Below are 25080 nucleotides of genomic sequence, written 5' to 3'. Positions count from 1 at the left end.
TTATTACATGAAAGAATTAGCCTGTTAGGTACCTATTTTTCTACAGATAAATGGATTAGATCAATTATGAGCAAACATTACGATTATATCGCCATCGGTGGCGGTAGTGGTGGCATCGCATCAATCAATAGAGCGGCTATGTATGGCCAAAAATGTGCATTAATTGAAGCGAAAGCGCTAGGTGGCACTTGCGTTAATGTCGGTTGTGTCCCGAAAAAAGTGATGTGGCATGCTGCGCAAATTGCCGAAGCAATTCATCAATACGGTCCTGATTATGGTTTTGATACTACAGTAAACCGTTTTGATTGGGATACATTAATCAGTAGCCGTACTGCTTATATTGATCGTATCCACCAATCTTATGAACGTGTATTAGGTAATAATAAAGTTGATGTTATCCAAGGCTTTGCCCGTTTTGTTGATGCGCATACTATTGAAGTAAACGGTGAAAAAATTACCGCAGATAATATACTTATCGCCACGGGAGGCCGTCCTATTCAGCCAAACATTCCAGGGGCTGAATATGGTATTAACTCTGATGGTTTCTTCGAACTTAGCGCATTACCAAAACGTGTTGCTGTTGTGGGTGCCGGCTATATTGCTGTTGAATTAGCGGGTGTATTAAATGCGTTAGGGAGTGAAACACACTTATTTGTGCGTAAACATGCACCATTACGTAGTTTTGATCCACTAATCGTCGATACGCTGGTGGAAGTAATGGAAGCGGAAGGGCCTAAATTACACACCCATGCAGTTCCTAAAGCTGTGGTTAAAAATGCCGACGGTAGCTTAACGTTACAACTTGAAAATGGCTTAGAGCAGACGGTAGATACTTTAATTTGGGCGATTGGTCGTGAACCTGCTACAGATAATATCAATTTAGCGGCTACGGGTGTTAAGCTAAATGAAAAAGGGTATATTCAGGTTGATAAATTCCAAAATACCAATGTGCCCGGTATTTATGCCGTAGGTGATAACACAGGTGCGGTAGAATTAACCCCTGTTGCGGTAGCCGCTGGACGTCGTTTATCAGAGCGATTATTTAATAATAAACCTAATGAACATTTAGATTATACTAATATTCCAACAGTGGTATTTAGTCACCCAGCTATTGGTACTGTGGGTTTAACGGAACCTCAAGCTATTGAGCAATATGGCGCTGAGCAAGTGAAAGTCTATAAATCTTCTTTTACTGCCATGTATAGTGCAGTGACACGCCATCGTCAGCCTTGTCGGATGAAATTAGTCTGTCTGGGTGCTGAAGAAAAAATTGTCGGTATCCACGGTATTGGCTTTGGCATGGATGAAATGTTGCAAGGTTTTGCAGTGGCATTAAAAATGGGTGCCACGAAGAAAGATTTTGATGATACTGTTGCTATCCACCCAACGGCGGCGGAAGAATTTGTAACAATGCGTTAATTTTTTCACATTTAATTAAAAAGCGAGTACTACTATAGTGGTATTCGCTTTTTATTTTAGCTAATCGTGCTATCGAGTCTATTTATTTTATCAGCATAAATGGTCGCTTTAAATACAACATCAGTCGTTAAATGTTAATAAAATATTTATGCCCTTTCTTATCAATACCTCCATCTAAGACATACTTTTCCTTTTAATTCAAGTTAATACTTATTTCGACTCTTTTGTTCCACTTTATTATCAATAGGTTTTTTTTATAAGTAACCATAATGTTTCTAATGGTATTATGTCTTATTAGTATTATTAACAAATTATTATATTCATTAACATTATAATAAAACATGATATTATAAAGCCTCTAAAAAATAATCTAATAACAATATAAATAGTAAGACTATTACTGAGGTAAAAGATGAACATTTCAAGGAGAAAGCTACTTTTAGGTGTTGGTGCTGCGGGCGTTTTAGCAGGTGGTGCGGCTTTAGTTCCAATGGTTCGCCGTGACGGCAAATTTGTGGAAGCTAAATCTAGAGCATCATTTGTTGAAGGTACGCAAGGGGCTCTTCCTAAAGAAGCAGATGTAGTGATTATTGGTGCCGGTATTCAGGGGATCATGACCGCTATTAACCTTGCTGAACGTGGTATGAGTGTCACTATCTTAGAAAAAGGTCAGATTGCCGGTGAGCAATCAGGCCGTGCATACAGCCAAATTATTAGTTACCAAACATCGCCAGAAATCTTCCCATTACACCATTATGGGAAAATATTATGGCGTGGCATGAATGAGAAAATTGGTGCGGATACCAGTTATCGTACTCAAGGTCGTGTAGAAGCGCTGGCGGATGAAAAAGCATTAGATAAAGCTCAAGCGTGGATCAAAACAGCTAAAGAAGCGGCAGGTTTTGATACACCATTAAATACTCGCATCATTAAAGGTGAAGAACTATCAAATCGCTTAGTAGGTGCTCAAACGCCATGGACTGTTGCTGCATTTGAAGAAGATTCAGGCTCTGTTGATCCTGAAACAGGCACACCTGCACTCGCTCGTTATGCCAAACAAATCGGTGTGAAAATTTATACCAACTGTGCAGTAAGAGGTATTGAAACTGCGGGTGGTAAAATCTCTGATGTGGTGAGTGAGAAAGGGGCGATTAAAACGTCTCAAGTTGTACTCGCCGGGGGTATCTGGTCGCGTTTATTTATGGGCAATATGGGTATTGATATCCCAACGCTCAATGTATATCTATCACAACAACGTGTTTCAGGGGTTCCTGGTGCACCACGTGGTAATGTGCATTTACCTAATGGTATTCATTTCCGCGAGCAAGCGGATGGTACTTATGCCGTTGCACCACGTATCTTTACGAGTTCAATAGTCAAAGATAGCTTCCTGCTAGGGCCTAAATTTATGCACTTATTAGGTGGTGGAGAGTTACCGTTGGAATTCTCTATTGGTGAAGATCTATTTAATTCATTTAAAATGCCGACCTCTTGGAATTTAGATGAAAAAACACCATTCGAACAATTCCGAGTTGCTACGGCAACACAAAATACGCAACACTTAGATGCTGTTTTCCAAAGAATGAAAACAGAATTCCCAGTATTTGAAAAATCAGAAGTTGTTGAACGTTGGGGTGCCGTTGTGAGTCCAACATTTGATGAATTACCTATCATTTCTGAGGTCAAAGAATACCCAGGCTTAGTGATTAACACGGCAACAGTGTGGGGTATGACCGAAGGCCCAGCAGCGGGTGAAGTGACCGCTGATATTGTCATGGGCAAGAAACCTGTTATTGATCCAACGCCGTTTAGTTTGGATCGTTTTAAGAAGTAAACCCTTGTTTTACTGTAATTAAACACATTAAGGAGTTTTCATGCGCTATAAAAGTCTACTTGTTGCTTTACCTTTCGTGTTCGGTGTAGCAAGTGCAAATGCAGCGGAGAATGTTGTGCATCATAAATTAGACGGTATGCCTATTTCAGAAGCAGTTGAAATTAATGCAGGTAATAATCTGGTTTTCTTAAGTGGTAAAGTGCCTACTAAGAAATCCGCAGATGCACCAGAAGGTGAATTAGCTTCTTACGGTAATACCGAAGAGCAAACTATTAATGTTTTAGAACAAATCAAAACTAACCTGAATAACCTTGGTCTTGATATGAAAGACGTGGTTAAGATGCAAGTATTCTTAGTTGGTGGTGAAGAGAATAACGGCACTATGGATTTTAAAGGCTTTATGAACGGTTATTCTAAGTTCTATGACGCTTCAAAAACCAATCAATTACCAGCACGTTCAGCATTCCAAGTGGCTAAATTGGCTAATCCAGCATGGCGTGTAGAAATTGAAGTGATTGCAGTTCGTCCTGCTAAATAAAGACACCCTGTATTTTACCTTATTTTAAGGTAAACCAATTTTATAAAACGCTAGAGAAGGGCAACTTTCTTTAGCGTTTTTTATGGCTATTTTTTTTCCGTTAGCCACTGAATAATAAAATCAGCAATAGCTTCTGGCGAATTAATATCTAGCAGTGGGAGGGATGTGTCTAAATCACTATCACTGGCTAGTGCTATCACATGTTCATCCAGTAACTCATTAACACTTCGCTCATTGATATGACGGTAAAGTGCAATTTTAGGGATAGCCTCTGTTTTGAAACCTTCCACTAAAATCATATCGAGTTTACTTGCATCAAAACGAGAAGCGAGATAGTACAAATCCAGCTCAGCTAAATCAGGGGTTTCGGTCATTAATGCCCAACGTTGTTGACTAGCGACTAATGTTTGTTCGGCTCCGGCTTTTCTAAGTTCATAGCTGTCTTTGCCTGGTTTATCGACATCCATATCATGATGGGTATGTTTTATCATACCAACCCGAATATTTCTGTTACGCAACAAAGGAATAAGTTTTTTTAGTAAGGTTGTTTTACCTGTACCACTCCAAGCGGTGATCCCTAATAGCGGTAACTGATTTTGTGTCATCTCATGAGCTCCTATTTTGCTATGTGATTGGCGTTTGCTATATCTTCAGGTGTGTTTAAATTAATAAAGGCTGCGGCCTGATTAGCAAATAAAACCGGTTTAGCGGCGATTTGGCGCATAAATAGCATTAATTTACGGTCACCTTGAGCGAGATAAGCCTCAAGTGTTGGAATAAGACAACGATTTAACAGTGCCAGTGTTGGATGCTCTCGCTGCCCATCGTCGGCATAGACGGCTAAGGCATCCCCTTTGTGACGATAGAGCGTTTCAACCAAGTTGTTAGGAAAATAGGGGACATCACAAGGAACAAACACAACCCAAGGGGTTTGAGCTTGTTTTAATAATGCCAGCATTCCAGCTAAAGGACCGGAAAAATCACTGGTTTCATCGGTGATAACAGGATACTGGCTTTGGCGATAGCGTTCCAGATTACGGTTTGCACTAATCAGAATAGAGGCAACCTGTGGTGATAACTTTTGGGCAATATGGAGGTATAAAGGTAGCCCATGTAAGAGTTGAAGCCCTTTATCAGCGCCTCCCATTCTAGTAGCTTGGCCACCGGCGAGTATACCGCCTGTGATATTCTGGTTTTTCATAGTCAATATTTGTGAATGAGTTTGCGAAAAATTGCGAACAATACTTATCAAGTAAAGACGATATAGTAATAGAAAGCACGAACTTATTCTGGTTACATGTAAAGCAACAGCAATTTTTTAAAAAAAGCGTAATATTTACGCAGATTGACAGAGGTTGTCTTTTTCTCTTAGAGAATACTTGGTACTTTGTTGTTATTTTAATAATAAGGATTTTTTGTATGAAATGTCACCGTCTTAATGAAGTGATGGAATTATTGCACCCAGTATGGGAAGAGCATTCTGATTTAAACTTAGTTCAATTATTACAGAAACTGGCGGATGAAGCAGGTTTTAAAGGTCAACTTGCTGATCTAACTGATGATATTTTGATCTATCATCTAAAAATGCGCAATACCGCACCCACAGATGTTATTCCTGGGCTGAAGAAAGATTATGAAGAAGATTTCAAAACAGCTATTTTACGTGCTCGCGGTGTGATTAAAGATTAATTTCAGGATAGGACATGGCCATATCTGCCTCATTTAATTTTCAAGGATTGTCTCCCGATAGTATTTGGGATGCGCTAATTAATATTGGGTTTTATCCTGATTCAGGGCTGACGGAATTAAACAGCTATGAAAATCGTGTTTTTCAGTTTATGGATGAGCACAAACAACGTTATGTGGTGAAATTTTATCGTCCTCAACGTTGGAGCTATTCACAAATAAAAGAAGAACATGAATTTGTTTTAGCGCTAAAAGAGGCACAGGTTTCTGTCGCAGCGCCTATCGAGGTAAAAGGCGAAACAGTTCATCTTTCTAATGAAGGGTTTTATTTTGCATTATTCCCAAGTATTGGGGGAAGAGCATATGAAACTGATAATCTATTTCAGCTTGAAGAGGTGGGGCGGACATTAGGACGTATCCACCAAATAGGTAGAAAAAAGAGCTATCAATATCGGCCGACACTGTCTGTTGCGGACTATTTGGTCGCGCCAAAATTAGAATTTGAACAAAGTGATTTAGTTCCAACGCAATTAAAATCTCAATTTATTGATGCTATTGATAAAATTATTCATGAAGTGAGTCCTAAATTATCAGACTCAACATGGAAAAAATTACGACTACATGGGGATTGTCATCCCGGCAATATATTGTGGCGTGATGAAGTCGTTATGGTTGATTTTGATGATTCTCGTATGGGAAGTGCAATTCAAGATTTTTGGATGTTATTAAGTGGCTCAAAGCAAGATCAGCTTATACAGCTAGATACATTGCTTGAGTCTTATAATGAATATCAAGATTTTGATGTGAGAGAACTATCATTAATTGAACCTCTACGTGCGATGAGAATGGTGCATTATATCGCATGGGTATTAAAGCGCTGGAAGGATCCTGCTTTTCCAAGAACCTTTGTTTGGTTTCAAGAGCAAGACTTTTGGTTTAAACAACTCGCTTTATTTAAAGGGCAAGTGGAGCAATTAAATGAGCCACCTTTACAACTTAGCCCAATGTATTAATTTTTAGGAGATAATACGAAATGAAAAAAATTTGGCTGGCGTTAGCAAGTATGGTGTTAGCATTTGGTGTTTCAGCTGCCGATATTTCTGAAGGTAAGCAGTATACAAATCTTTCTAAGCCTGTTGCAGGTGCTCCACAAGTGGTTGAATTTTTCTCTTTTTATTGCCCTCATTGCTATCAGTTTTCTGAAGTGTATAAGGTCAATAGCACAGTTGAAAAAAATGTACCAGAAAACACCAAAATGGCTCGTTACCACGTTGACTTCTTAGGGCCGTTAGGTAAAGAGATGACCCGTGCATGGGCGGTTGCTATTGCATTAGGTGTTGAAGACCAAGTCTCTCCAGCCTTATTTAAAGGAATACAAGAAACACAATCTATTCGCTCTGTTGATGATATTCGCACTACCTTTATTAATGCAGGGGTAAAAGCGGAAGATTATGATGCAGCAATTAATAGTTTTGTGGTTAACTCATTGGTAAGCCAACAACAAAATGCGGTAACTGATTTCCAAATTAATGGTGTACCGGCAATGGTTATTGATGGTAAATATAAAATGAAAAATGATGGCATTAGTGCTAAATCACCAGAAGAGTATGCAAAAGCTTATTCTGATGTCGTCAATCAATTACTGATGAAAAAATAATTGATAAGTTATTGCTAATTGATAGATAAGTAGAAATAGCTACCAATGTTAGATAAAAATGGCACCCATTGTTTGTGAGTGCCATTTTTTTATTCTTCATATTTCCTTCATAATATAACTATCCACATTAATTGATGTATATCTAATTAATTCAATATAATTAGTAATGCATCGTAAGTCATTGATTTTTTAATTATGTTAATAAAGTGAAAATAGACGTAATCACTTAATATAGATAGGGTTACAAAAATACTCACAGAGTTATCCACAGGATATTCATGAATAATACAAACAATGTAATGTCAGGGAAATAGTCTGTAATATTATTGTAAATCAATATTAACGAACTGACTCTTTTAGTTCCTTGTTTATGGTTGTGTTGCGCTAATTTTTTTAGATAAAGAAGCAATAACTTGTTATATTTTAGTTTATTATTTTCCGTTGCTAAGTGTAATTGCTTAGTGTTTGGAAATGTTAAATAGCTAACCTCTTAGAATAATGAAAAATGTAGATTTTATGTTAATAATAATTCTTTAGCATTTAATTTAACTGCTTTATTCTCCCATTTTGCTTATTTGACAATATTCTTTTACTTATGCTAGAACTGGTAATAGTTATATTTATTATCCAACATAAAAAATTCATTTTTATATATTGGATAAATAACAGTAGGAGGCGTGATGCAAAACGAAACAGATCCTGAAAATCTTACTTTACTCGATGAATCTACCTCAACAAGCCTTGTTCCTTATCGTGGAATTAGATTAGCGAATAACCCAATAAATAAATTAATGAGGAAAATTAAACAGAAACTCGCCACGCTAAATGAAATTAATATTGTCACATTAGTCAGTTGGATAGCAACAGTCACTGCCTGTGGTATGTATGTCTCTTATATTCCACAAATAATGGACAATCTTAATGGCATTAAAACTAGCCCATTCCAGCCTTTTGTTGCAGCCATAAACTGTTTATTATGGACTTATTATGGCGTGAAAAGTAAAGAATATCCCGTTGCGATTGCTAATGCTCCCGGTATTCTATTCGGTACAATTGCTTGCCTTACTGCAATTATTTAATTGATTAACTATACCGTATTTTATTACTGTATTTTATTAAAAATAATATAGAGAATATAAATAATCATATATTATTGAGGTGTTTCTATATTATTTTTAGTCATTATTTTTTATAAAAACGAATAATATTTATCGTCTTTTTATTAAGATATAAATTGATCTGCTTGATTTATTCGAATCAATGATTATCGGTGACTAACCGATAATTATATCTGTCTATCGTGATAAGAAGTTTGTCAATAATCTCAGGTAATATTCGTCTATTGCGTTGCAATGTGGCATTCTAGTCATATCAATGAACCTCAGAACAATGATGAACAGATTATGGTCCAGATAGCAGAAAACCCCTTTATCCTTGTAGATGGCTCTTCATACCTTTATCGTGCCTATCATGCTTTTCCTCCGCTAACTAATAGCAAAGGTGAACCCACAGGGGCGATGTATGGTGTGTTAAACATGCTACGCAGCCTAATAATTCAGTATAAGCCTAGTCATGTGGCGGTTGTGTTTGATGCTAAAGGCAAAACATTCCGTGATGAGTTGTATGAGGAATATAAATCTAATCGCCCACCAATGCCAGATGATCTGCGTGAGCAGATTGAGCCTTTGCATGAAATGGTTCAAGCGATGGGTTTACCGTTACTTTCTATTACTGGCGTCGAAGCTGATGATGTGATTGGCACATTGGCATTAAAAGCAGCCAGTGATGGTCGTAATGTGTTAATCAGTACCGGTGATAAAGATATGGCACAGCTAGTTACGCCCAATATCACACTTATCAACACGATGACGAATGTTATTTTAGGCCCCGATGAAGTTAAAGAAAAATATGGGGTGCCACCAGAGTTGATTATCGACTTTCTCGCACTGATGGGTGACTCATCAGATAATATTCCCGGTGTTCCAGGCGTAGGTGAAAAAACAGCATTAGGGCTATTGCAAGGACTTGGTAGCTTAGAGGATATTTATCAACAGCTTGATAAAATAGCCACATTGAGTTTCCGGGGTGCGAAAACACTTGGCGCCAAAATGGTTGAACATGAGAAAGTTGCCAAACTTTCTTATCAATTAGCGACAATTAAAACAGATGTAGCGCTTGATAAAACCTTTGATGACTTAGTGGTTAATGAACCTAATTTAGATAAGTTACTTGAAATGTTTACGCGTTATGAATTTAAACGCTGGATAAGTGACTTACAAAATGGTGGTTGGTTAGCTCAACGCAGTAGCCGTAAAGCGCCAGTCCCCTATAGTGCAGAAGTCGCAACACCCAAAGAGCAGCCAGCTGCAGACAATTTCCCGGTTATCTCTCAAGAGAACTATGAGTCTATATTGACTCATGAAAGCTTAATGCGCTGGGTTGAGGTACTGAAAAAAGCGCCCGCCTTTGCTTTTGATACTGAAACAGATAGCTTGAATAATATTGATGCACGTTTAATCGGTCTGTCATTTGCGGTAGAGCCTGGCAAGGCCGCTTATATTCCATTGCGTCATGATTATCTAGATGCACCAGAGCAATTACCTGTTGATGAGGTACTAACTGCTTTAAAACCGATTTTAGAAGATAAAACCATCTTAAAAATTGGGCAAAACCTGAAATTCGACCGCGGCATTATGGAAAATGAAGGCATCGAATTAAACGGTATTTATTTTGATACCATGTTGGAGTCTTATGTCTTAAATAGTGTGAGTAGCCGCCATGATATGGATACCTTAGCGGAAAAGCATTTAAATCATAAAACGACGACATTTGAAGAGATTGCTGGTAAAGGTAAGGGGCAACTTACCTTTAATCAGATTGAGGTTGAACAAGCGACCTTATATGCAGCGGAAGATGCTGATATTACCTTGTTACTGCATCAAGCGCTTTATCCTCAAATAGAGGCGATTGCACCGCTAAAACACGTTTATCACGATATTGAGATGCCATTAGTTCCTGTGCTTTCACGCATGGAGCGTAAGGGCGTATTGATTGACGCACAAGTGCTTGCCATGCAATCCCAAGAAATCACTCAACGTTTAGCTGAGATTGAAAAAGAGACATTCGCGTTAGCAGGGCAAGAATTTAATCTCTCTTCACCTAAGCAATTACAAGAGATTTTATTTGAAAAACTCAATCTTCCTATTATCAAGAAAACGCCAAAAGGTGCTCCTTCAACAAATGAAGAAGTGTTAGAAGCGTTAGCGCATAGTCATGAGTTACCTCGTTTAATTTTAGAACATCGTGGATTGGCAAAATTAAAATCGACTTATACGGATAAATTGCCGTTGATGGTCAATAGTAAAACTAAGCGGGTGCATACTTCATATCATCAGGCGGTGACTGCGACAGGACGTTTATCTTCTCGTGATCCTAATCTGCAAAATATTCCAGTAAGAAATGAAGAGGGGCGTCGTATTCGCCAAGCGTTTATTACCCGTGATGGTTTTAAAATAGTTGCTGCCGACTATTCTCAAATCGAATTACGTATTATGGCGCATTTATCGCAAGATAAAGGTTTGCTTGATGCTTTTGCTCAAGGGAAAGATATTCACCGAGCTACTGCATCTGAAGTGTTTGGTATACCTTTAGACGAAGTCACCTCTGAACAACGTCGTAGTGCGAAAGCGATCAACTTTGGTCTTATTTATGGTATGAGCGCATTTGGTTTATCACAGCAGATTGGTGTTGAACGAAAAGAAGCACAGCGATATATGGATCTCTATTTTGAACGTTATCCTGGGGTATTAGATTATATGGAGCGTACCCGTAAACAAGCGTCACAGCAAGGCTATGTGGAAACGTTAGATGGACGCCGTTTATATCTGCCAGAGATTAATTCTAAAAATGCGATCCGACGTAAAGCATCAGAGCGTGAAGCGATTAACGCACCTATGCAGGGAACAGCAGCCGATATCATTAAAAAAGCAATGATTGCGGTGGATAATTGGATCTATCATGAATGCCCTGATGATGTACATATGATTATGCAGGTACACGATGAATTAGTGTTTGAGGTACGAGAGTCATATTTAGAAAAAGCAAATGCGATGATCCATAAGCTCATGGAAAGTAGCATGGAGCTTGCTATTCCACTGAAGGTCGAAGTCGGAGTCGGTAATAACTGGGATGAAGCCCATTAATGACGAGATAACACTTTGTTTATAATAGATATCAGTATGGTTTTTTAACTGATGAATTTAAGCGGGATAGCTATAAGGTTTTCCCGCTTTGCTATATTTAAAGCTAGGGAAGGGGAACAATAGGAATTGTGGGGGGATAAAAAATAAAAAGCCCAGTTGTTTGACTGAGCTTACACTATAAAAGTCATTAGTATTAACAATATCAAAAGTTAAATACATTCCATTAAGCAACTTGGGTGCTGTTGAGTTTGCTTAATTTTTTCTGTTTTTTCTCGATACGTTGACGTTTTAACGGCGATAAATGGTCTATAAATAGTTTACCATTGAGGTGATCTAGCTCATGTTGAATACAGCCAGCAAAGAGATCGGCTGCTTCTAGCTCGATTTCATCACCATTTCTATCTAGTGCTTTGACTTTTAAGTAGCGAAAGCGTTGTGTGGGAGCAAAAGAGTCTGGGATAGAAAGACAACCATCCATCATATCCATTATTTCATCTTCAGTACTGATAATTTCTGGGTTAATAAGAGCAATGGGTTGATCTCTATTTTCAGAAACATCAATAACGACAATACGTTTAGAGACATTAACCTGAGGAGCCGCTAAGCCAATTCCTCTTTCTGCGTACATGGTTTCAATCATGTCATCGATTAATGTGCGTATTTCGTCATCTACTTTTTCCACAGGTGTAGCAACTTTGCGTAGTCGCTCATCAGGAAAATGCAGTAGCGTTAATACAGCCATGAATACCTCATTTTATCGCTAATTTACAAATTTATTACGGTCTCGCGATAAGCCTATCACAAAATTAGTCTGTATAAACCGCACATTTTGTGTGATTTGTTTTATTTTTAAGCACTTTTTACAGGTGATTTAGATCTCATAAATATGTAATTAAACTACATTTATTGAGCGTTTGAATACATAAACATCAAGCTGAATCGTGTTTGCATGTGAAAAAAAATTACAAAAGGGCTTTTATTAGCCAAAAAAATAGAGTACATTATCTCTTGTAGGGTACAGAGGTAAGATGTTCTATCTTTCAGACCTTTTACTTCACGTAATCGGATTTAGCTGAATATTAGCTGCCCCAGTCGACTTTATTTCGACTGGGGCATTTTTTTATCTAAAATTTGCACGAGTGATTAATGCTAAGAATGGAAGGGGAAGCCATATTTTCCCCTAGTAAAGCGGATAGCGAGTTAAGCTTCTGTCTCTGGTTCGTTAGTATCAGTAAACCACTCATTTAACGTATTACGTAATTTATCAATGCCTATTTTTTTCAAAGAAGAAAAACATTCAACACGTATATCACCTGATTTTTCTGACAGTGCATTTTGTACCGCCATTAACTGCTTTTTACGCGCCCCTGATGCTAATTTATCCGCTTTAGTGAGCAAGACGAGAGTCGGAAGCTCTGAATCCACCGCCCAATCAATCATCTGCATATCGAGATCTTTTAATGGATGACGGATATCCATTAAAATAACAACTCCTTTTAAGCACTCTCTTTTTTGCAGATATTCACCTAAAGAGCGTTGCCATTTGCGTTTCATCTCTTCGGGGACTTGAGCATATCCGTAGCCAGGTAAATCGACTAAACGTCGTCCTTCCTCAATTTGAAACAGATTGATAAGTTGAGTACGACCGGGTGTTTTACTGGTTCTTGCCAATCCATTTTGTTGCGTTAGTGCATTTAATGCACTGGATTTACCCGCATTAGAACGACCCGCAAAGGCAATTTCAATTCCTGTATCTGGTGGTAAATGGCGGATATCAGGTGCACTGATAATGAAATGTGCTTTTTGGTAATTAAATTGGGTCATTATGGTATAAGCCTCTCTGAAATAATGCGCTTCCTCATGCATACTAAGATGAGTTTTGCATAGAGAATCGAAAATCGATTAATTAACTATTCCCTCTATTTTGGCGTAATTTAGCGACTTATAACAGTAATTAAACATGAAAATTTACCCTGTTATGATGTAAATGCGTTTATTGTGCGTAAATAAAGGTAAATGATTGGCACTATTTGCCCCAGCGAATTAAAATCGCTGCATATTAAGTAAGTTGTAGACTATTAAAGTAAAGGATCCCTGCATGTTAAAACGTTTTTTTGTCACTCTCGTTACCGCTTGCACCTTGACAACAACAAGCCTTGCAATGGCTGCAACGGGAGAGACCTTTGTTAAATTAGTCACATCTGAAGGCAATATTGAACTGTCACTGGATAATAAAAAAGCCCCTATCACAACGAAAAATTTTATTCAGTATGTCGAAGATGGTTACTATAACGGGACCACTTTTCATCGAGTGATCCCCGGATTTATGATCCAAGGTGGGGGATTTACGGCAGATTTGCAACAAAAGCAGACACGAGAGCCGATTAAGAATGAGGCTGATAATGGCTTACGTAACTTAAAAGGCACCATTGCAATGGCTCGTACATCAGATAAAGACAGTGCCACAAGCCAATTCTTTATTAATGTTGCTGATAATGCCTTTTTAGATCACGGTCAACGTGATTTTGGTTATGCGGTGTTTGGTAAAGTAGTGAAAGGCATGGATGTTGTCGATAAAATTTCACAAGTGCAAACCCGCAATATTGGTCCTTACCAAAATGTACCCGTTAAAACCGTGACGATTTTATCCGCTGAGGTGGTTAAAGAATAATGGGTGATTAGGTTAGACACTTCTCTAGCCTAAGCCAGTCAATGAACAGATATCCAGAATGCGTTCTCACATTCTGGATATTGTCGATCAAAAAAATTATTTCTGATCTTTGTTTTTGACATATGATCTTCTAGTACCGCGCTTGTTTGCTTTATTTATCTCTTAATTGATGAATAATCACCGTCATTATTGTTATTGCGCAATAAATCAACAGCTTTTCTTACTTACTATTTATATTTTACACCTGTGCTATGATAATCGGCTTCGTTGTATCCAGGTCGGTTGAATAACGAGCTATTTTGTCAGGGATATAACGGTTTCAAAATAGCATTAAAACAGATAATGATAATAAAATCAGTCGGATAAGCTAATATGCTGTTACTTATTGATAATTACGACTCGTTTACCTACAACCTTTACCAGTATTTTTGTGAACTGGGGGCGGAGGTTGTTGTTAAACGTAATGATGAGATTGGGCTTAAAGAGATAGAAAAGATGATGCCATCACATCTTGTTATCTCTCCGGGACCTTGCACGCCAGATGAAGCAGGGATCTCTCTTGAGGCGATACAGCGATTTGCCGGGGAAATACCTATTTTAGGTGTTTGCCTTGGTCATCAGGCGATTGGGCAAGCTTTTGGTGCATCCGTTATCAGAGCCCGTGAAGTGATGCATGGCAAAAATTCATTAATACACCATAATCAGCAAGGGGTGTTTAAAGGGCTTAATCGACCTTTAAGCGTTACCCGTTATCACTCTTTAGTGATTGATGCGACAACCTTGCCTGTCCCTTTTGAGGTTACAGCATGGAGCCAACATGACGGGAATGTTGATGAAATTATGGGGATACGTCATCGTACTTTACCCATTGAAGGTGTGCAATTTCATCCTGAAAGTATTCTGAGTGAACAAGGGCATGAGTTATTAAATAATTTTCTTAAATATTAATTGGATAATGAAAATTTAGCGTCATTATCCACTTTTATATCAAACCTTATTTGATTTTTTATTCATATTTAGTGATTATATTTTCATTGTATGGCTAAATGTCGGTCAGGTGGGGTAATGATAAATCAACGTATTAATCGGGCAACTTACGATCAGGTAATGTTGCCAATTTATTCACCAGCAGATTTTATTCCTGTTAAAGGGCAAGGTAGCCGTGTTTGGGATCAACAGGGAAAATCCTATATTGATTTTGCTGGTGGTATTGCTGTTCTAGCGCTTGGGCATGCGCATCCACTATTGAATAAAGCACTGCAAGAGCAAAGTGAGAAGCTTTGGCATGTAAGTAATGTGTTTACTAATGAGCCGGCATTATGTTTAGCTCAGAAATTAATCCAACATACTTTTGCTGAGCGTGTCTTTTTTGCCAATTCTGGGGCAGAAGCGAATGAAGCCGCACTTAAATTAGCACGACATTACGCTATTACCCGTCATAATCCTTATAAAACGAAGATAATTGCCTTCCACCACGCCTTTCATGGTAGAACATTTTTTACAGTCTCTGTAGGGGGACAACCTAAATATGCGGATGGTTTTGGTCCTAAACCTGCGGATATTATACATGTCCCTTTTAACTCTCTTGATGCTGTAAAAGCCGTGATTGACTCTCATACTTGTGCCGTAATACTGGAGCCTATCCAAGGTGAGGGCGGAGTGACACCGGCGACAGCGGAGTTTATGCATGGCTTACGTACACTATGTGATAAGCATCAAGCGCTATTAATTCTTGATGAAGTACAAACGGGTATGGGGCGAACCGGCAAACTATTTGCTTATATGCACTATGATATACAGCCCGATATTATTACCAGTGCCAAAGCATTAGGTAGTGGTTTTCCTCTCAGTGCGATGTTAACCACCGAGAATATCGCTTCGGTAATGGGGGTAGGAACACATGGTACGACTTATGGAGGGAACCCATTAGCCTGTGCAGTAGGCAATGCTGCTTTTGATTTAATCAACACTCAGGCGGTATTAGAAGGTGTCAGTGAGCGTCATCGTTGGATAGTGGATGAATTGCAGGCAATAAACCAAACTTATGCTGTATTTTCCCAAATTCGTGGACAAGGCTTATTAATTGGCGCGCAGTTAGCACCACTGTATGCAGGTAAAGCAAAAGAGTTACTTGCACTGGCCTCTAAGCATGGCTTAATGATGTTAAATGCCGGGGCTGATGTAATACGCTTTACACCATCGCTGATTATTACCCTCGAAGAGTTACAAGAGGGCATGAATGCGTTACGAAAAGCGCTTGCTGAGTTTGTAAAAGCAGAGTGAATTCAAATGTAAAACCCCATCATTGCGATGGGGCTTCATACAAAATAATCACTGTCCATCAGTTAAATGGGCTGTTTTCAATGCAACTTAACGAGTACCGTAAACAACGATAGTTTTACCGTGTGCTGAAATGAGGTTTTGATCTTCCAGCATTTTTAAAATACGGCCTACAGTTTCACGTGAACAACCTACAATTTGACCGATTTCCTGACGTGTAATTTTAATTTGCATGCCATCAGGATGCGTCATTGCATCAGGTTGTTTAGCTAAATTTAATAAAGTTTGTGCAATACGACCTGTTACATCAAGGAAAGCAAGGTTACCTACTTTTTCTGATGTGGTTTGTAATCTATTCGCCATTTGAGCGGAAAGGCGCATCAGAATGTCAGGATTGACCTGAATTAATTGGCGGAATTTTTTATAGGAAATTTCTGCTACTTCACAGGCTGTTTTTGCTCTAACCCATGCACTACGTTCTTGATCTTCTTCAAATAATCCAAGTTCACCGATGAAGTCACCTTGGTTTAGGTAGGAAAGGATCATCTCTTTTCCTTCTTCATCTTTAATAAGAACAGCCACGGAACCTTTAACAATATAATAAAGTGTTTCCGCTTTTTCACCTTGGTGGATCAGCGTGCTCTTGGATGGATATTTGTGAATATGGCAGTGTGACAAAAACCATTCAAGAGTCGGGTCTGTTTGCGGCTTGCCGAGAACCATTCGCGTTATCCTCTGTACGTTAATGCAGCCTTTCAAAACGGATTGACACCCTTTTGATACAGCGTGCTTAAAATCCTATCTTTACCGATTAACTTCCTGAGAATTCGGAAAGTTAATAAGGAATAGATTATAATAAATGAGAAAATAATGCATTGATCTTAACCACTATCATCAAGCAGATATTGTTTTTAACACAGTTAACGCATTAAGTCTCGTTTTACGCAGTCAGCATAATAAACCTATTTGCTAATTGCTAGTTGAATTATGAGAATGTACTCTTTTAGTCTCAGTTGTATTTAGGGGAAAAATAAAATGGAAGCACGTGTTAAATGGGTTGAAGATTTATCTTTTGTTGGCGAATCATCTTCCGGCCATCAAGTTATGATGGATGGTAATTCAGGTGATAAAGCGCCTAGTCCGATGGAAATGGTTTTAATTGCTGCGGGTGGTTGTAGTGCTATTGATGTGGTGAGTATCTTACGTAAAGGTCGCCACCAAGTCACTGATTGTGAAGTAAAATTAACATCAAAGCGTCGTGAAGAGGCACCTCGTTTATTTACTGATATTAATTTACATTTCATTGTTTCCGGCAAAGCGTTGACAGATAAAATTGTTGAGCGAGCTGTACAATTATCAGCAGAAAAATATTGCTCTGTTTCTTTAATGTTAGGAAAAGCAGCCAATATTACGCACTCTTTTGAAATTAAAGATCCTGAATAAATTTGATATTTTAAAATAAATTTTAATATATAAAATAATATCCCTAAAATACGGGGATATTATTTTCGTCAAAAATAACATATCTATTTTAGCTAATTTTTTCACCATTCAATAATTTCTTCACCAGTGGTGCCATGATTAATTCCATCGCTAAGCCTAATTTCCCTCCTGGAACAACAATAGTATTGATAGTCGACATAAATGAACCATGCAACATTGCCAATAGATAGGGGAAATCGATATCCGTTAAGCCACGAAAGCGAATAACAATAAAACTTTCATCCAGTGTTGGAATAGCTTTAGCTGAGAAGGGATTAGAGGTATCCACCGTAGGAACGCGTTGGAAATTGATATGAGTGCGAGAAAACTGTGGAATGATGTAACTGATATAATCATCCATCGAACGTACCACAGAATCTCTCACCGCTTCTTGAGAGTGCCCGCGCTCTGTGGTGTCTCTAATTAATTTTTGTATCCATTCAAGGTTAACAATAGGTACAACACCGACTAATAGGTCAACATGTTGAGCGACATTATGTTGATCGGTAACGACTCCACCATGCAATCCCTCATAAAATAAAATATCTGTTTTTTCTGGCAATGCTTCCCAAGGTGTAAATGTCCCAGGTAATTGGTTATAAGGGGTTGCTTCATCATAAGAATGAAGATATTTGCGAAATTGCCCTTGCCCTGTTTGGCTATAGTGACTTAGGGTTGAACTTAATAAATTAAAGTCATTGGCTTCAGGGCCAAAATAGCTGATATGCCGTCCTTGCTCTTTCGCTTTTCTAATGGCCATATCCATTTCAGGGCGTGTATAACGGTGAAAACTATCCCCTTCAATAGAGGCTGCATGGGCGTTGAGTTGCTGAAATATTTTACGAAAAGCTTGGCTGGTTGTAGTAGTACCTGCACCACTTGAACCAGTAACAGCAATAATAGGGTGTTTGATTGACATATCATGTTCCTTTTCAAAATAAGGGCTATACCTTATTGTTAAATGTGATGTGATAGTGCCAACTTAGGTAAGATCAATCAGGGCGAAACTGTGCAGCTGGCATAATGTTGACGCTTTCATGAAGCTCAGACCACACTAACACGGCCTCACCCGAGACGAGTTGTTTTTTTACGTCGGCAACTTTTTGTTCAAGCGTTTTCTCTTGCATACCATAATCAGTCCCTTCTCGTAAAACGAAACTTTCAATCAAGTTATCTAGCGTTTCGGTTGATAGTTCTTGCCAAGGGATGATCATTTTACTTTCTCCAAATAGGTTGATAGCCAGTCGGGGATACGTTTTTCAAGCCACATTACAGGTTTAGAGAGTTTTCCACTAACAAAACCTACATGCCCACCAAATTCTGTTAATTGGTATTCAATATTTTTAGGTAATGTTGTGATATCAGGTATCACTTCTGTAGACATAAAGGGATCATCTTTGGCGTGAATGATAAGTGTATTTTTTTTGATCTGATTGAGTAAAGGGAGAGCGCTACATTGACGATAATAATCAAGGGCGTCTTTGAAACCGTGAATTTTTGCCGTGATCAGATCATCAAATTGACGTAACTTTTTAATGGATTTAATGGTTAATAGACTAATAGGTAACGACTGGGGATAGCGGATCAATTTGCGAGTTGCATTGCGTTTTAACCCTTTCAGTAAATACCATTGATAGAAGCGCGAAAATCCTCGCTCTATTTTGGTTGAGCAAGGTTCTAACATCAAAGGTGCTGACACAATAACAGCAGCATCTAATACCGCATTTTCACCACTTTCGGCAAGATAATAGGCCAGCATATTGCCTCCTAAAGAGTAACCTACCGCTGCGGTTGGTTGTTCGCCAAATTGCTCTTTTAACCAATTCAGAAAATAGCGGGCATCTTCTGTTTCACCAGAATGATAAATGCGTTTTTGCCGATTGGGTTCGCCACTACAGCCTCTAAAATGCATGACAACACCTAGCCATCCTCGCGCTTTCGCCGCGGCTAGCATGCCATGAACATAAGGGCTATTAAAGTTACCTTCCAAACCATGAAAGATAACCAAACGGGGCTTATGTTGCGCTGTTTTGGGTTCTTCACTCCATGCTAAGTCGACAAAATCATTATCAGGCAAATTAAGCCGTTGCCAATAAGGCGTTAATAGTGGCGTTCTTCGCACTATTCGAGGCAAAAGTGTCTGTAAATGGGGATTCTTAGCCCAAGGTATTGGATCAAAATATTGAGACATAGTTCCGTTTATTAAAATGAATTAATGCTTGTTTGCTAAATAACATACTGCTATTTTCGGTGAAAATAAAACATCTGTCACATCTTTGAGCATTTCACTATGACAAATAGCCTAGTTGTTTCGTTGAGCGTTTTCCTTTTTATTGCAGCCATTACGCCCGGACCTAATAATTTACTATTAACCTCTTCGGGGGCTCATGTTGGTTTAAAACGCTCTTTAACGTTGATGGCAGGCATTATCGTCGGAATGCAATGTGTATTACTTAGCTCTGCTTTTGGTATTGCGACATTATTGATTATTTATCCTGCATTGCATATCGGTTTAAAGATTATTGGTAGCATTTATCTTTGTTGGTTAGCTTGGAAAACAGCAACCGCTTCTTACCAACGATTAGATATTTCAAGTAAAATGCCCCAAACAGTGACGGCGTTTCAAGGTGGATTATTGCAATTTTTAAATCCAAAAGCTTGGATGATGGGGCTAGGCGCCGTAGGAAGTTTTAGTTTAGCCGGTGATGGTTATTTGGGATCGATTGGTGTAATTAGTGTTGTGATGTTGGTGGTAAATTTTATCGCTGGTATGGTATGGATTTTAGGTGGAACATTTATCAGTCATTTTTTACAAAGCAGACGAGCATGGTTCTTATTTAATATTATAATGGGGATATTAACCGCCATGTGTATTCCATTGATTTGGATTGAATAAATATAGACTAAAATAAATGATTTAGTTTCTTTTTATTGTTATAAATAATAATTTTTTTAGTTTAGTTAGTCTCTTGTTTTGTTATATTGCATTTAATTAGCTAATTTAGCTATATTGAGTTATTTTCTACGATTATTATTATATCCAAATATGTTATTTAATCACACATTACACATAATTATTTATTACCGTTGTTGATGATTATCTATTAATAATATTAAGTATGATTAAAGTGTTGTTTTGTGTATTTCTTGATTATTTTATCTTTAATTTTAATCGTAGCTGTGGCAAGGAATTATTTATTCCGTTTGATTGACTATGGTTGTTGAGTGTTTATTGGTTGTTTATTTTTATTAACATTAATTTTATGATTATTTATCAATGGGATAAAATTTTATTATTATGCTATATATTGATATTTAATGGAGTTTTATCTGCAGTGATATTAAGGAATAAATTATTTCAAAAAACTAAAAAAAATTTAAGCATTATTTATAATTTGTTTAAAAATAGATGTGCTTATACGTAAAATTTTAGATAAAATCATAAACAGAATTATTATAAAGGTATTGTTAATATTATTAACATTTTCTATTGAGTAGATGATGTTTTTAATTCACTTTACCATTAAAAATTAATTATTTAATACAATTAAATTTGTTAATAATTAAATCATTATAAAAATAGTATAATTTAAGTGGATTATGTCATTATGCCTACATTAACGAAGATAGCGTGGATAAAACCAGGGATGGCGACAAATCAACGTAAAATAGCGGATTATATTTTAGAACACCCTGAAAAAATCGTGACTTTATCATCACAGCAATTAGCCGAAATTATGGGAGTCAGCCAATCAGCAATAGTGAAATTTAGTCAAAAGATAGGATTTAAAGGATTTCCTTCTTTAAAGCTGGCTATCAGTGAAGATTTAGGGCGAAAAAATGCTAATTCAGAAAAAAATTCCAGCATATTACATAACCAAATAGATTCTGAGGATAGCCTGGTTGTTATTGCGCAGAAATTAGCACAAGAAAAAAATAATTCAATTCGGGATACCACACGTCAAATTAATTATCACCAGTTTGAACAAGTGATCCAACAGATTGATGACGCCTCTCGGGTACAAATTATAGGTATTGGTGGATCAGGTTTAGTTGCCAGAGATTTAAGTTATAAATTACAGAAAATAGGTATTACGACTTTAATTGAAACCGATCATCATGTACAAATTTCTGTTGCTCAGATGTTAAGCCCTCGGGATTTACAAATTGTTATCTCTTACAGTGGCAAAAGAAAAGATATGCTGGTCGCTGCATCTGTGGCTAAAAAACAAGGTGCTAAAATTATAGCGATCACAGGAGAAAAACATTCACCACTAGGTCTGATGGCCGATTATATATTAGAAACTATTGCTGATGAAGGTGAGTGGCGTAGTGCTGCTATTTCTTCTCGCACTGCACAAAACACCATTACCGATCTTATCTTTATGGCATTATTAAAGAAGCGTGATGAAAATGCGAAGACTTTAGTATTAAGCTCTCAAGCACTAATTAATAGTCTGGATGATTAATTTATTTGAACTGATTCAAATTTTTAATATTTAAAAGTTAATATTTACACTTATTTCTAAAGTTATTCTCTTTGTAGCCGAAACGTTAGTTATTTAGCACGTGTTTTTTTATTGAGATATCTCATTTCAATGACGAGGAGAGTAACTAATGCGTAACAATCAACCGGTGACACAGCGAGAATATCCGGTAGCTGAAAACGCAACACTGATGTCAACAACCGATGTTAATGGCAATATTATTTATGCTAATGAGGATTTTGTTGAAGTCAGTGGTTTTTCAGCACAAGAGTTAATGGGGCAACCCCATAATATTGTCAGACATCCAGATATTCCTGCTGATGTATTTAGAGACATGTGGAAAACATTAAAACAGGGGGAGGTTTGGACGGGAATAGTTAAAAATAGGCGCAAAAATGGCGATCATTATTGGGTAAGAGCTAATGTCACCCCTATTATTCGTCAAGGTAAAATTCAAAGTTTTATGTCAGTGAGGACGGCGGCAAAAAAAGAAGAAGTAGAACAAGCCGCAGCACTGTATGCCGCTTTTAACCAAGGTAAATATCCCTCTCACACTTTTTCTAAGGGGGCATTCATTTATAAGGGCTGGAAAAGTTGGCGCTCATGGAAACAAACACTCTCACTAAAGCAGCGTGTACGCTTACTTCTTTTATTACCATTTCCTTTTATATTATTAAGTGTTTGGTTTGCTGGTTTAAATGGTTGGGGTTTATTCATTCATACCGCTATCTTACTTTCACTATTGATAGCCAATGAGCGAATTTTTTATTTTCAAATAGTGAAGCCGATTATGATCCTTAATAAACATGCTAATCGGGTGGCTACAGGTGATGAACACAACGTTGATTATCTTGATCGTATTGATGAAATTGGTATGACTCAACGTTCTGTAAATCAATTAGGGCGGATGTTTCGTTGGCTTGTGAACGATGTCAGTCATCAAATTCATCAAGTTGCTTTTTCTTGTGATCAACTAGCTGCGGGGAATCGTGATCTCTATACGAGGACTGAACAAACTGCAAGTCATGTTGAGACTACTGCGTCAACCATGAATCAATTAACCACAGCGGTGAGTAATAATAGTGAAACGGCAGGGCAGGCTAATAATTTATCTAATATGACTTGCAAGGCAGCAATACAAGGAGGAACTGCAATGGATACTATTGTGCATACGATGGACGATATTGCGAAAAGTTCTGAGCGTATCAGTAATATTATTGGTGTCATTGACAGTATTGCATTTCAAACCAACATATTGGCATTAAACGCTTCGGTGGAAGCCGCCAGAGCAGGAGAGCAAGGACGCGGTTTTTCTGTGGTAGCCAGTGAGGTACGTAATTTGGCGCAACGCAGTGCAGAGGCGGCAAAAGAGATCAAAGCATTGATTAATACATCAAGTAACAATATTAAGATTGGCTCAAAGCAAGTGAATGAGACGGTGGAAACAATGGAAAATATTGTGGTTCATGTAAAAAATGTCACGAGTCTTATTGGTGAAATCAGCCTTGCATCATCAGAACAAAGTGCAGGATTAAAAGAGCTTGGTCGAGCTGTAGAGCAGTTAGAATCAATAACACATGAAAATGCAGATTATGTCTCTAAAGCGTCGTTAATTTCCGGAGAAATGAAAGAACAAACGAATTATTTAGTAAAAGCTATTCATGTATTTCACTAAATAGTAAGAAAAGTCGAATAAAGAAATAGGTAAAGATCTTCCAGATAATATAAAACACCTCATTTTTATGAGGTGTAATTATTTGATTAAATTGTATTAAATAATTAATTATGGAAAAAATGGTGTCTCTTATTTCTTTCATTTGAGATTTTACTATATTTGGATTTTTGATTGTTTTTTGTCCTGACTTAAGTTATATATAAAATATTGAAAATATAAAATAGGAAAATCACATGGCTAACATTATATACATGACCCTAACTGGGGAACAACAAGGATTAATATCTAAAGGGTGTTCAACATATGATTCAATTGGAAATAAATACCAAAAAGGTCATGAGGATGAAATACTTGTATTAGCTATTAGACATTCGATATCTCGAGCCCAAAACTCTCATCATCATCCATTCGAAATAGTAAAACCCATCGATAAATCATCGCCACTGCTAGGTGTCGCCATATCTAATAATGAGTTAATAGATTGCAAACTAGAATTTTTTAGAACTAGTCAAAATGGCGCTCAAGAAAAGTACTACAGTATATCATTACAACAGGCCACCATAAAAAATATAACTTATGATTATCCTAATTCAATATCTCATAATGACAGACAACCGGAAGAAATCATATTGTTAGATTATAGAGATATCACATGGAGGCATTTAGCGGCATCCACATCAGGATATAGTATTAGAGAAGAAAGTATCTACTAAGTAGATGCTTTCTTCTCTAATAGATAAGGTTTTATATCATTTATAATGTCATATAGTTTTTCTTTAGAAATAATAAATATTCCAGTTATATAGCAGTCACTATCGAAGTATTCAAATAACTTGTAGTGAACTGAAATGTCGCTAGAGTTTTTTATTTTTTTAAAGGAAATGTTAATTATGTTTCTCTCATCTGTGAATAAACATTTATAACTAACGTTGTTTATAATATCTAAAATATTATCGACAAAATCACTTAATTCAAAATAATAAAATTCACAATTAAAAACATTAAAAAAACCGTTTTTAAGGGTTAATTCTATATTAAAAGTAAATGATTTATCATATTCAGAGTATTGTTCACTATCAATAGAAAAATCGTGTATATCAATAATAGAAAACTTTATATTATTTATTTCATTGTTTATACTAAACATAT

General features: G+C 37.2%; 26 protein-coding genes. 17 read left to right on the top strand and 9 right to left on the bottom strand.

The window, feature by feature from the left end; genetic code table 11:
- The first annotated feature begins 66 nt into the window (after positions 1–66).
- From gorA to GWI58_RS05405, 3 genes are all read left to right on the top strand, one after another.
- Entirely contained in the window at positions 67–1419 is a 1353-nt protein-coding gene (gorA, locus tag GWI58_RS05415; protein WP_161768974.1) for a glutathione-disulfide reductase, read from the top strand.
- A gap of 412 nt (positions 1420–1831) precedes the next feature.
- Positions 1832–3253 (top strand): NAD(P)/FAD-dependent oxidoreductase, encoded by a 1422-nt coding sequence (locus GWI58_RS05410; protein ID WP_004246855.1) that lies wholly within the window; start codon positions 1832–1834, stop codon positions 3251–3253.
- A gap of 40 nt (positions 3254–3293) precedes the next feature.
- Positions 3294–3791 carry a RidA family protein gene (locus tag GWI58_RS05405; RefSeq protein WP_004246856.1) on the top strand — a complete coding sequence of 166 codons (498 nt, stop codon included), beginning with the start codon at positions 3294–3296 and terminating at the stop codon, positions 3789–3791.
- An 86-nt stretch (positions 3792–3877) separates the two neighbouring features.
- Here the strand turns inward: GWI58_RS05405 and mobB are convergent, their stop codons facing one another.
- Together mobB and mobA are read right to left on the bottom strand one after the other, a co-directional pair.
- Positions 3878–4396 (bottom strand): molybdopterin-guanine dinucleotide biosynthesis protein MobB, encoded by a 519-nt coding sequence (mobB, locus tag GWI58_RS05400; protein WP_004246857.1) that lies wholly within the window; start codon positions 4394–4396, stop codon positions 3878–3880.
- A gap of 11 nt (positions 4397–4407) precedes the next feature.
- The gene (gene mobA / locus GWI58_RS05395) at positions 4408–4992 is read right to left on the bottom strand and encodes a molybdenum cofactor guanylyltransferase MobA (protein WP_161768973.1); all 585 of its coding nucleotides are present in this window, start codon (positions 4990–4992) and stop codon (positions 4408–4410) included.
- Positions 4993–5210: 218 nt separating this feature from the next.
- Here mobA and GWI58_RS05390 point away from each other — a divergent pair, with 218 nt between their 5' ends.
- The 5 genes from GWI58_RS05390 (at position 5211) to polA (ending at position 11336) form a co-directional block, all read left to right on the top strand.
- Entirely contained in the window at positions 5211–5480 is a 270-nt protein-coding gene (locus tag GWI58_RS05390) for a YihD family protein (protein ID WP_004246861.1), read from the top strand.
- Between the two features lie 14 nt (positions 5481–5494).
- On the top strand, positions 5495–6490 hold the full coding sequence (locus tag GWI58_RS05385; RefSeq protein WP_004246862.1) for a serine/threonine protein kinase: 996 nt from the start codon (positions 5495–5497) through the stop codon (positions 6488–6490).
- 20 nt (positions 6491–6510) lie between these two features.
- On the top strand, positions 6511–7134 hold the full coding sequence (gene dsbA, locus GWI58_RS05380) for a thiol:disulfide interchange protein DsbA (RefSeq protein WP_004246863.1): 624 nt from the start codon (positions 6511–6513) through the stop codon (positions 7132–7134).
- Positions 7135–7814: 680 nt separating this feature from the next.
- Positions 7815–8213: a SemiSWEET family transporter gene (locus GWI58_RS05375; protein WP_004246864.1), complete on the top strand. Its 399-nt coding sequence runs from the start codon at positions 7815–7817 to the stop codon at positions 8211–8213.
- 324 nt (positions 8214–8537) lie between these two features.
- Entirely contained in the window at positions 8538–11336 is a 2799-nt protein-coding gene (gene polA, locus GWI58_RS05370) for a DNA polymerase I (RefSeq protein WP_161768972.1), read from the top strand.
- A gap of 223 nt (positions 11337–11559) precedes the next feature.
- Here the strand turns inward: polA and def are convergent, their stop codons facing one another.
- Complete coding sequence (gene def / locus GWI58_RS05365) at positions 11560–12078, bottom strand: peptide deformylase (RefSeq protein WP_004246867.1); 519 nt, start codon at positions 12076–12078, stop codon at positions 11560–11562.
- A gap of 286 nt (positions 12079–12364) precedes the next feature.
- On the opposite strand from def, the gene GWI58_RS18005 reads away from it, so the two are divergent.
- Positions 12365–12412: a hypothetical protein gene (locus GWI58_RS18005; protein ID WP_438361642.1), complete on the top strand. Its 48-nt coding sequence runs from the start codon at positions 12365–12367 to the stop codon at positions 12410–12412.
- 124 nt (positions 12413–12536) lie between these two features.
- Here the strand turns inward: GWI58_RS18005 and yihA are convergent, their stop codons facing one another.
- On the bottom strand, positions 12537–13160 hold the full coding sequence (gene yihA / locus GWI58_RS05360) for a ribosome biogenesis GTP-binding protein YihA/YsxC (RefSeq protein ID WP_004249106.1): 624 nt from the start codon (positions 13158–13160) through the stop codon (positions 12537–12539).
- Between the two features lie 274 nt (positions 13161–13434).
- On the opposite strand from yihA, the gene ppiA reads away from it, so the two are divergent.
- The 3 genes from ppiA to GWI58_RS05345 all read left to right on the top strand — a co-directional run bounded on the left by ppiA (position 13435) and on the right by GWI58_RS05345 (position 16290).
- Entirely contained in the window at positions 13435–14007 is a 573-nt protein-coding gene (gene ppiA, locus GWI58_RS05355) for a peptidylprolyl isomerase A (protein ID WP_004246869.1), read from the top strand.
- A gap of 372 nt (positions 14008–14379) precedes the next feature.
- On the top strand, positions 14380–14955 hold the full coding sequence (locus GWI58_RS05350) for an aminodeoxychorismate synthase component II (protein ID WP_004246870.1): 576 nt from the start codon (positions 14380–14382) through the stop codon (positions 14953–14955).
- Positions 14956–15072: 117 nt separating this feature from the next.
- Entirely contained in the window at positions 15073–16290 is a 1218-nt protein-coding gene (locus tag GWI58_RS05345) for an aspartate aminotransferase family protein (protein ID WP_161768971.1), read from the top strand.
- Positions 16291–16377: 87 nt separating this feature from the next.
- On the opposite strand, the gene crp is transcribed toward GWI58_RS05345, so the two are convergent.
- Complete coding sequence (crp, locus tag GWI58_RS05340) at positions 16378–17010, bottom strand: cAMP-activated global transcriptional regulator CRP (RefSeq protein ID WP_004246872.1); 633 nt, start codon at positions 17008–17010, stop codon at positions 16378–16380.
- Positions 17011–17322: 312 nt separating this feature from the next.
- On the opposite strand from crp, the gene GWI58_RS05335 reads away from it, so the two are divergent.
- Positions 17323–17730, top strand: coding sequence for an OsmC family protein (locus GWI58_RS05335; RefSeq protein WP_004246873.1), 408 nt, complete (start codon positions 17323–17325; stop codon positions 17728–17730).
- A gap of 88 nt (positions 17731–17818) precedes the next feature.
- On the opposite strand, the gene GWI58_RS05330 is transcribed toward GWI58_RS05335, so the two are convergent.
- The 3 genes from GWI58_RS05330 to GWI58_RS05320 form a co-directional block, all read right to left on the bottom strand.
- The gene (locus GWI58_RS05330; protein ID WP_004246875.1) at positions 17819–18688 is read right to left on the bottom strand and encodes a phosphoribulokinase; all 870 of its coding nucleotides are present in this window, start codon (positions 18686–18688) and stop codon (positions 17819–17821) included.
- Between the two features lie 73 nt (positions 18689–18761).
- Complete coding sequence (locus GWI58_RS05325) at positions 18762–18983, bottom strand: YheU family protein (RefSeq protein WP_004246876.1); 222 nt, start codon at positions 18981–18983, stop codon at positions 18762–18764.
- Positions 18980–19960: a hydrolase gene (locus tag GWI58_RS05320; protein ID WP_004246877.1), complete on the bottom strand. Its 981-nt coding sequence runs from the start codon at positions 19958–19960 to the stop codon at positions 18980–18982. Before GWI58_RS05320 ends, GWI58_RS05325 begins: the two co-directional genes overlap by 4 nt.
- A 99-nt stretch (positions 19961–20059) precedes the next feature.
- Between GWI58_RS05320 and GWI58_RS05315 the strand changes: the two genes are divergently transcribed.
- The 4 genes from GWI58_RS05315 (at position 20060) to GWI58_RS05300 (ending at position 24644) form a co-directional block, all read left to right on the top strand.
- Positions 20060–20665, top strand: coding sequence for a LysE family translocator (locus GWI58_RS05315; protein WP_110229557.1), 606 nt, complete (start codon positions 20060–20062; stop codon positions 20663–20665).
- Positions 20666–21377: 712 nt separating this feature from the next.
- Complete coding sequence (locus tag GWI58_RS05310) at positions 21378–22238, top strand: SIS domain-containing protein (protein ID WP_046334859.1); 861 nt, start codon at positions 21378–21380, stop codon at positions 22236–22238.
- 148 nt (positions 22239–22386) lie between these two features.
- Entirely contained in the window at positions 22387–23931 is a 1545-nt protein-coding gene (locus GWI58_RS05305; RefSeq protein WP_017628668.1) for a methyl-accepting chemotaxis protein, read from the top strand.
- A gap of 233 nt (positions 23932–24164) precedes the next feature.
- Positions 24165–24644, top strand: coding sequence for an Hcp family type VI secretion system effector (locus GWI58_RS05300; protein ID WP_004249111.1), 480 nt, complete (start codon positions 24165–24167; stop codon positions 24642–24644).
- Here the strand turns inward: GWI58_RS05300 and GWI58_RS05295 are convergent.
- Positions 24641–25078: a hypothetical protein gene (locus tag GWI58_RS05295; RefSeq protein WP_110229556.1), complete on the bottom strand. Its 438-nt coding sequence runs from the start codon at positions 25076–25078 to the stop codon at positions 24641–24643. The two genes, GWI58_RS05300 and GWI58_RS05295, sit on opposite strands and share 4 nt — an antisense overlap.
- Positions 25079–25080 lie beyond the last annotated feature (2 nt).

This window comes from Proteus sp. G2674, from assembly GCF_009915195.1.
Classification (GTDB): Bacteria; Pseudomonadota; Gammaproteobacteria; order Enterobacterales; family Enterobacteriaceae; genus Proteus; species Proteus mirabilis.
The sequence above is the reverse complement of the archived record's forward strand: the minus strand, read 5'-3'. Positions and strand labels throughout refer to the sequence as shown.

Coding starts and splice junctions, on each gene's coding strand:
- gorA (WP_161768974.1), top strand. CDS start 67: ATGAGCAAACATTACGATTATATCGCCATCGGTGGCGGTAGTGGTGGC.
- GWI58_RS05410 (WP_004246855.1), top strand. CDS start 1,832: ATGAACATTTCAAGGAGAAAGCTACTTTTAGGTGTTGGTGCTGCGGGC.
- GWI58_RS05405 (WP_004246856.1), top strand. CDS start 3,294: ATGCGCTATAAAAGTCTACTTGTTGCTTTACCTTTCGTGTTCGGTGTA.
- mobB (WP_004246857.1), bottom strand. CDS start 4,396: ATGACACAAAATCAGTTACCGCTATTAGGGATCACCGCTTGGAGTGGT.
- mobA (WP_161768973.1), bottom strand. CDS start 4,992: ATGAAAAACCAGAATATCACAGGCGGTATACTCGCCGGTGGCCAAGCT.
- GWI58_RS05390 (WP_004246861.1), top strand. CDS start 5,211: ATGAAATGTCACCGTCTTAATGAAGTGATGGAATTATTGCACCCAGTA.
- GWI58_RS05385 (WP_004246862.1), top strand. CDS start 5,495: ATGGCCATATCTGCCTCATTTAATTTTCAAGGATTGTCTCCCGATAGT.
- dsbA (WP_004246863.1), top strand. CDS start 6,511: ATGAAAAAAATTTGGCTGGCGTTAGCAAGTATGGTGTTAGCATTTGGT.
- GWI58_RS05375 (WP_004246864.1), top strand. CDS start 7,815: ATGCAAAACGAAACAGATCCTGAAAATCTTACTTTACTCGATGAATCT.
- polA (WP_161768972.1), top strand. CDS start 8,538: ATGGTCCAGATAGCAGAAAACCCCTTTATCCTTGTAGATGGCTCTTCA.
- def (WP_004246867.1), bottom strand. CDS start 12,078: ATGGCTGTATTAACGCTACTGCATTTTCCTGATGAGCGACTACGCAAA.
- yihA (WP_004249106.1), bottom strand. CDS start 13,160: ATGACCCAATTTAATTACCAAAAAGCACATTTCATTATCAGTGCACCT.
- ppiA (WP_004246869.1), top strand. CDS start 13,435: ATGTTAAAACGTTTTTTTGTCACTCTCGTTACCGCTTGCACCTTGACA.
- GWI58_RS05350 (WP_004246870.1), top strand. CDS start 14,380: ATGCTGTTACTTATTGATAATTACGACTCGTTTACCTACAACCTTTAC.
- GWI58_RS05345 (WP_161768971.1), top strand. CDS start 15,073: ATGATAAATCAACGTATTAATCGGGCAACTTACGATCAGGTAATGTTG.
- crp (WP_004246872.1), bottom strand. CDS start 17,010: ATGGTTCTCGGCAAGCCGCAAACAGACCCGACTCTTGAATGGTTTTTG.
- GWI58_RS05335 (WP_004246873.1), top strand. CDS start 17,323: ATGGAAGCACGTGTTAAATGGGTTGAAGATTTATCTTTTGTTGGCGAA.
- GWI58_RS05330 (WP_004246875.1), bottom strand. CDS start 18,688: ATGTCAATCAAACACCCTATTATTGCTGTTACTGGTTCAAGTGGTGCA.
- GWI58_RS05325 (WP_004246876.1), bottom strand. CDS start 18,983: ATGATCATCCCTTGGCAAGAACTATCAACCGAAACGCTAGATAACTTG.
- GWI58_RS05320 (WP_004246877.1), bottom strand. CDS start 19,960: ATGTCTCAATATTTTGATCCAATACCTTGGGCTAAGAATCCCCATTTA.
- GWI58_RS05315 (WP_110229557.1), top strand. CDS start 20,060: ATGACAAATAGCCTAGTTGTTTCGTTGAGCGTTTTCCTTTTTATTGCA.
- GWI58_RS05310 (WP_046334859.1), top strand. CDS start 21,378: ATGCCTACATTAACGAAGATAGCGTGGATAAAACCAGGGATGGCGACA.
- GWI58_RS05305 (WP_017628668.1), top strand. CDS start 22,387: ATGCGTAACAATCAACCGGTGACACAGCGAGAATATCCGGTAGCTGAA.
- GWI58_RS05300 (WP_004249111.1), top strand. CDS start 24,165: ATGGCTAACATTATATACATGACCCTAACTGGGGAACAACAAGGATTA.
- GWI58_RS05295 (WP_110229556.1), bottom strand. CDS start 25,078: ATGTTTAGTATAAACAATGAAATAAATAATATAAAGTTTTCTATTATT.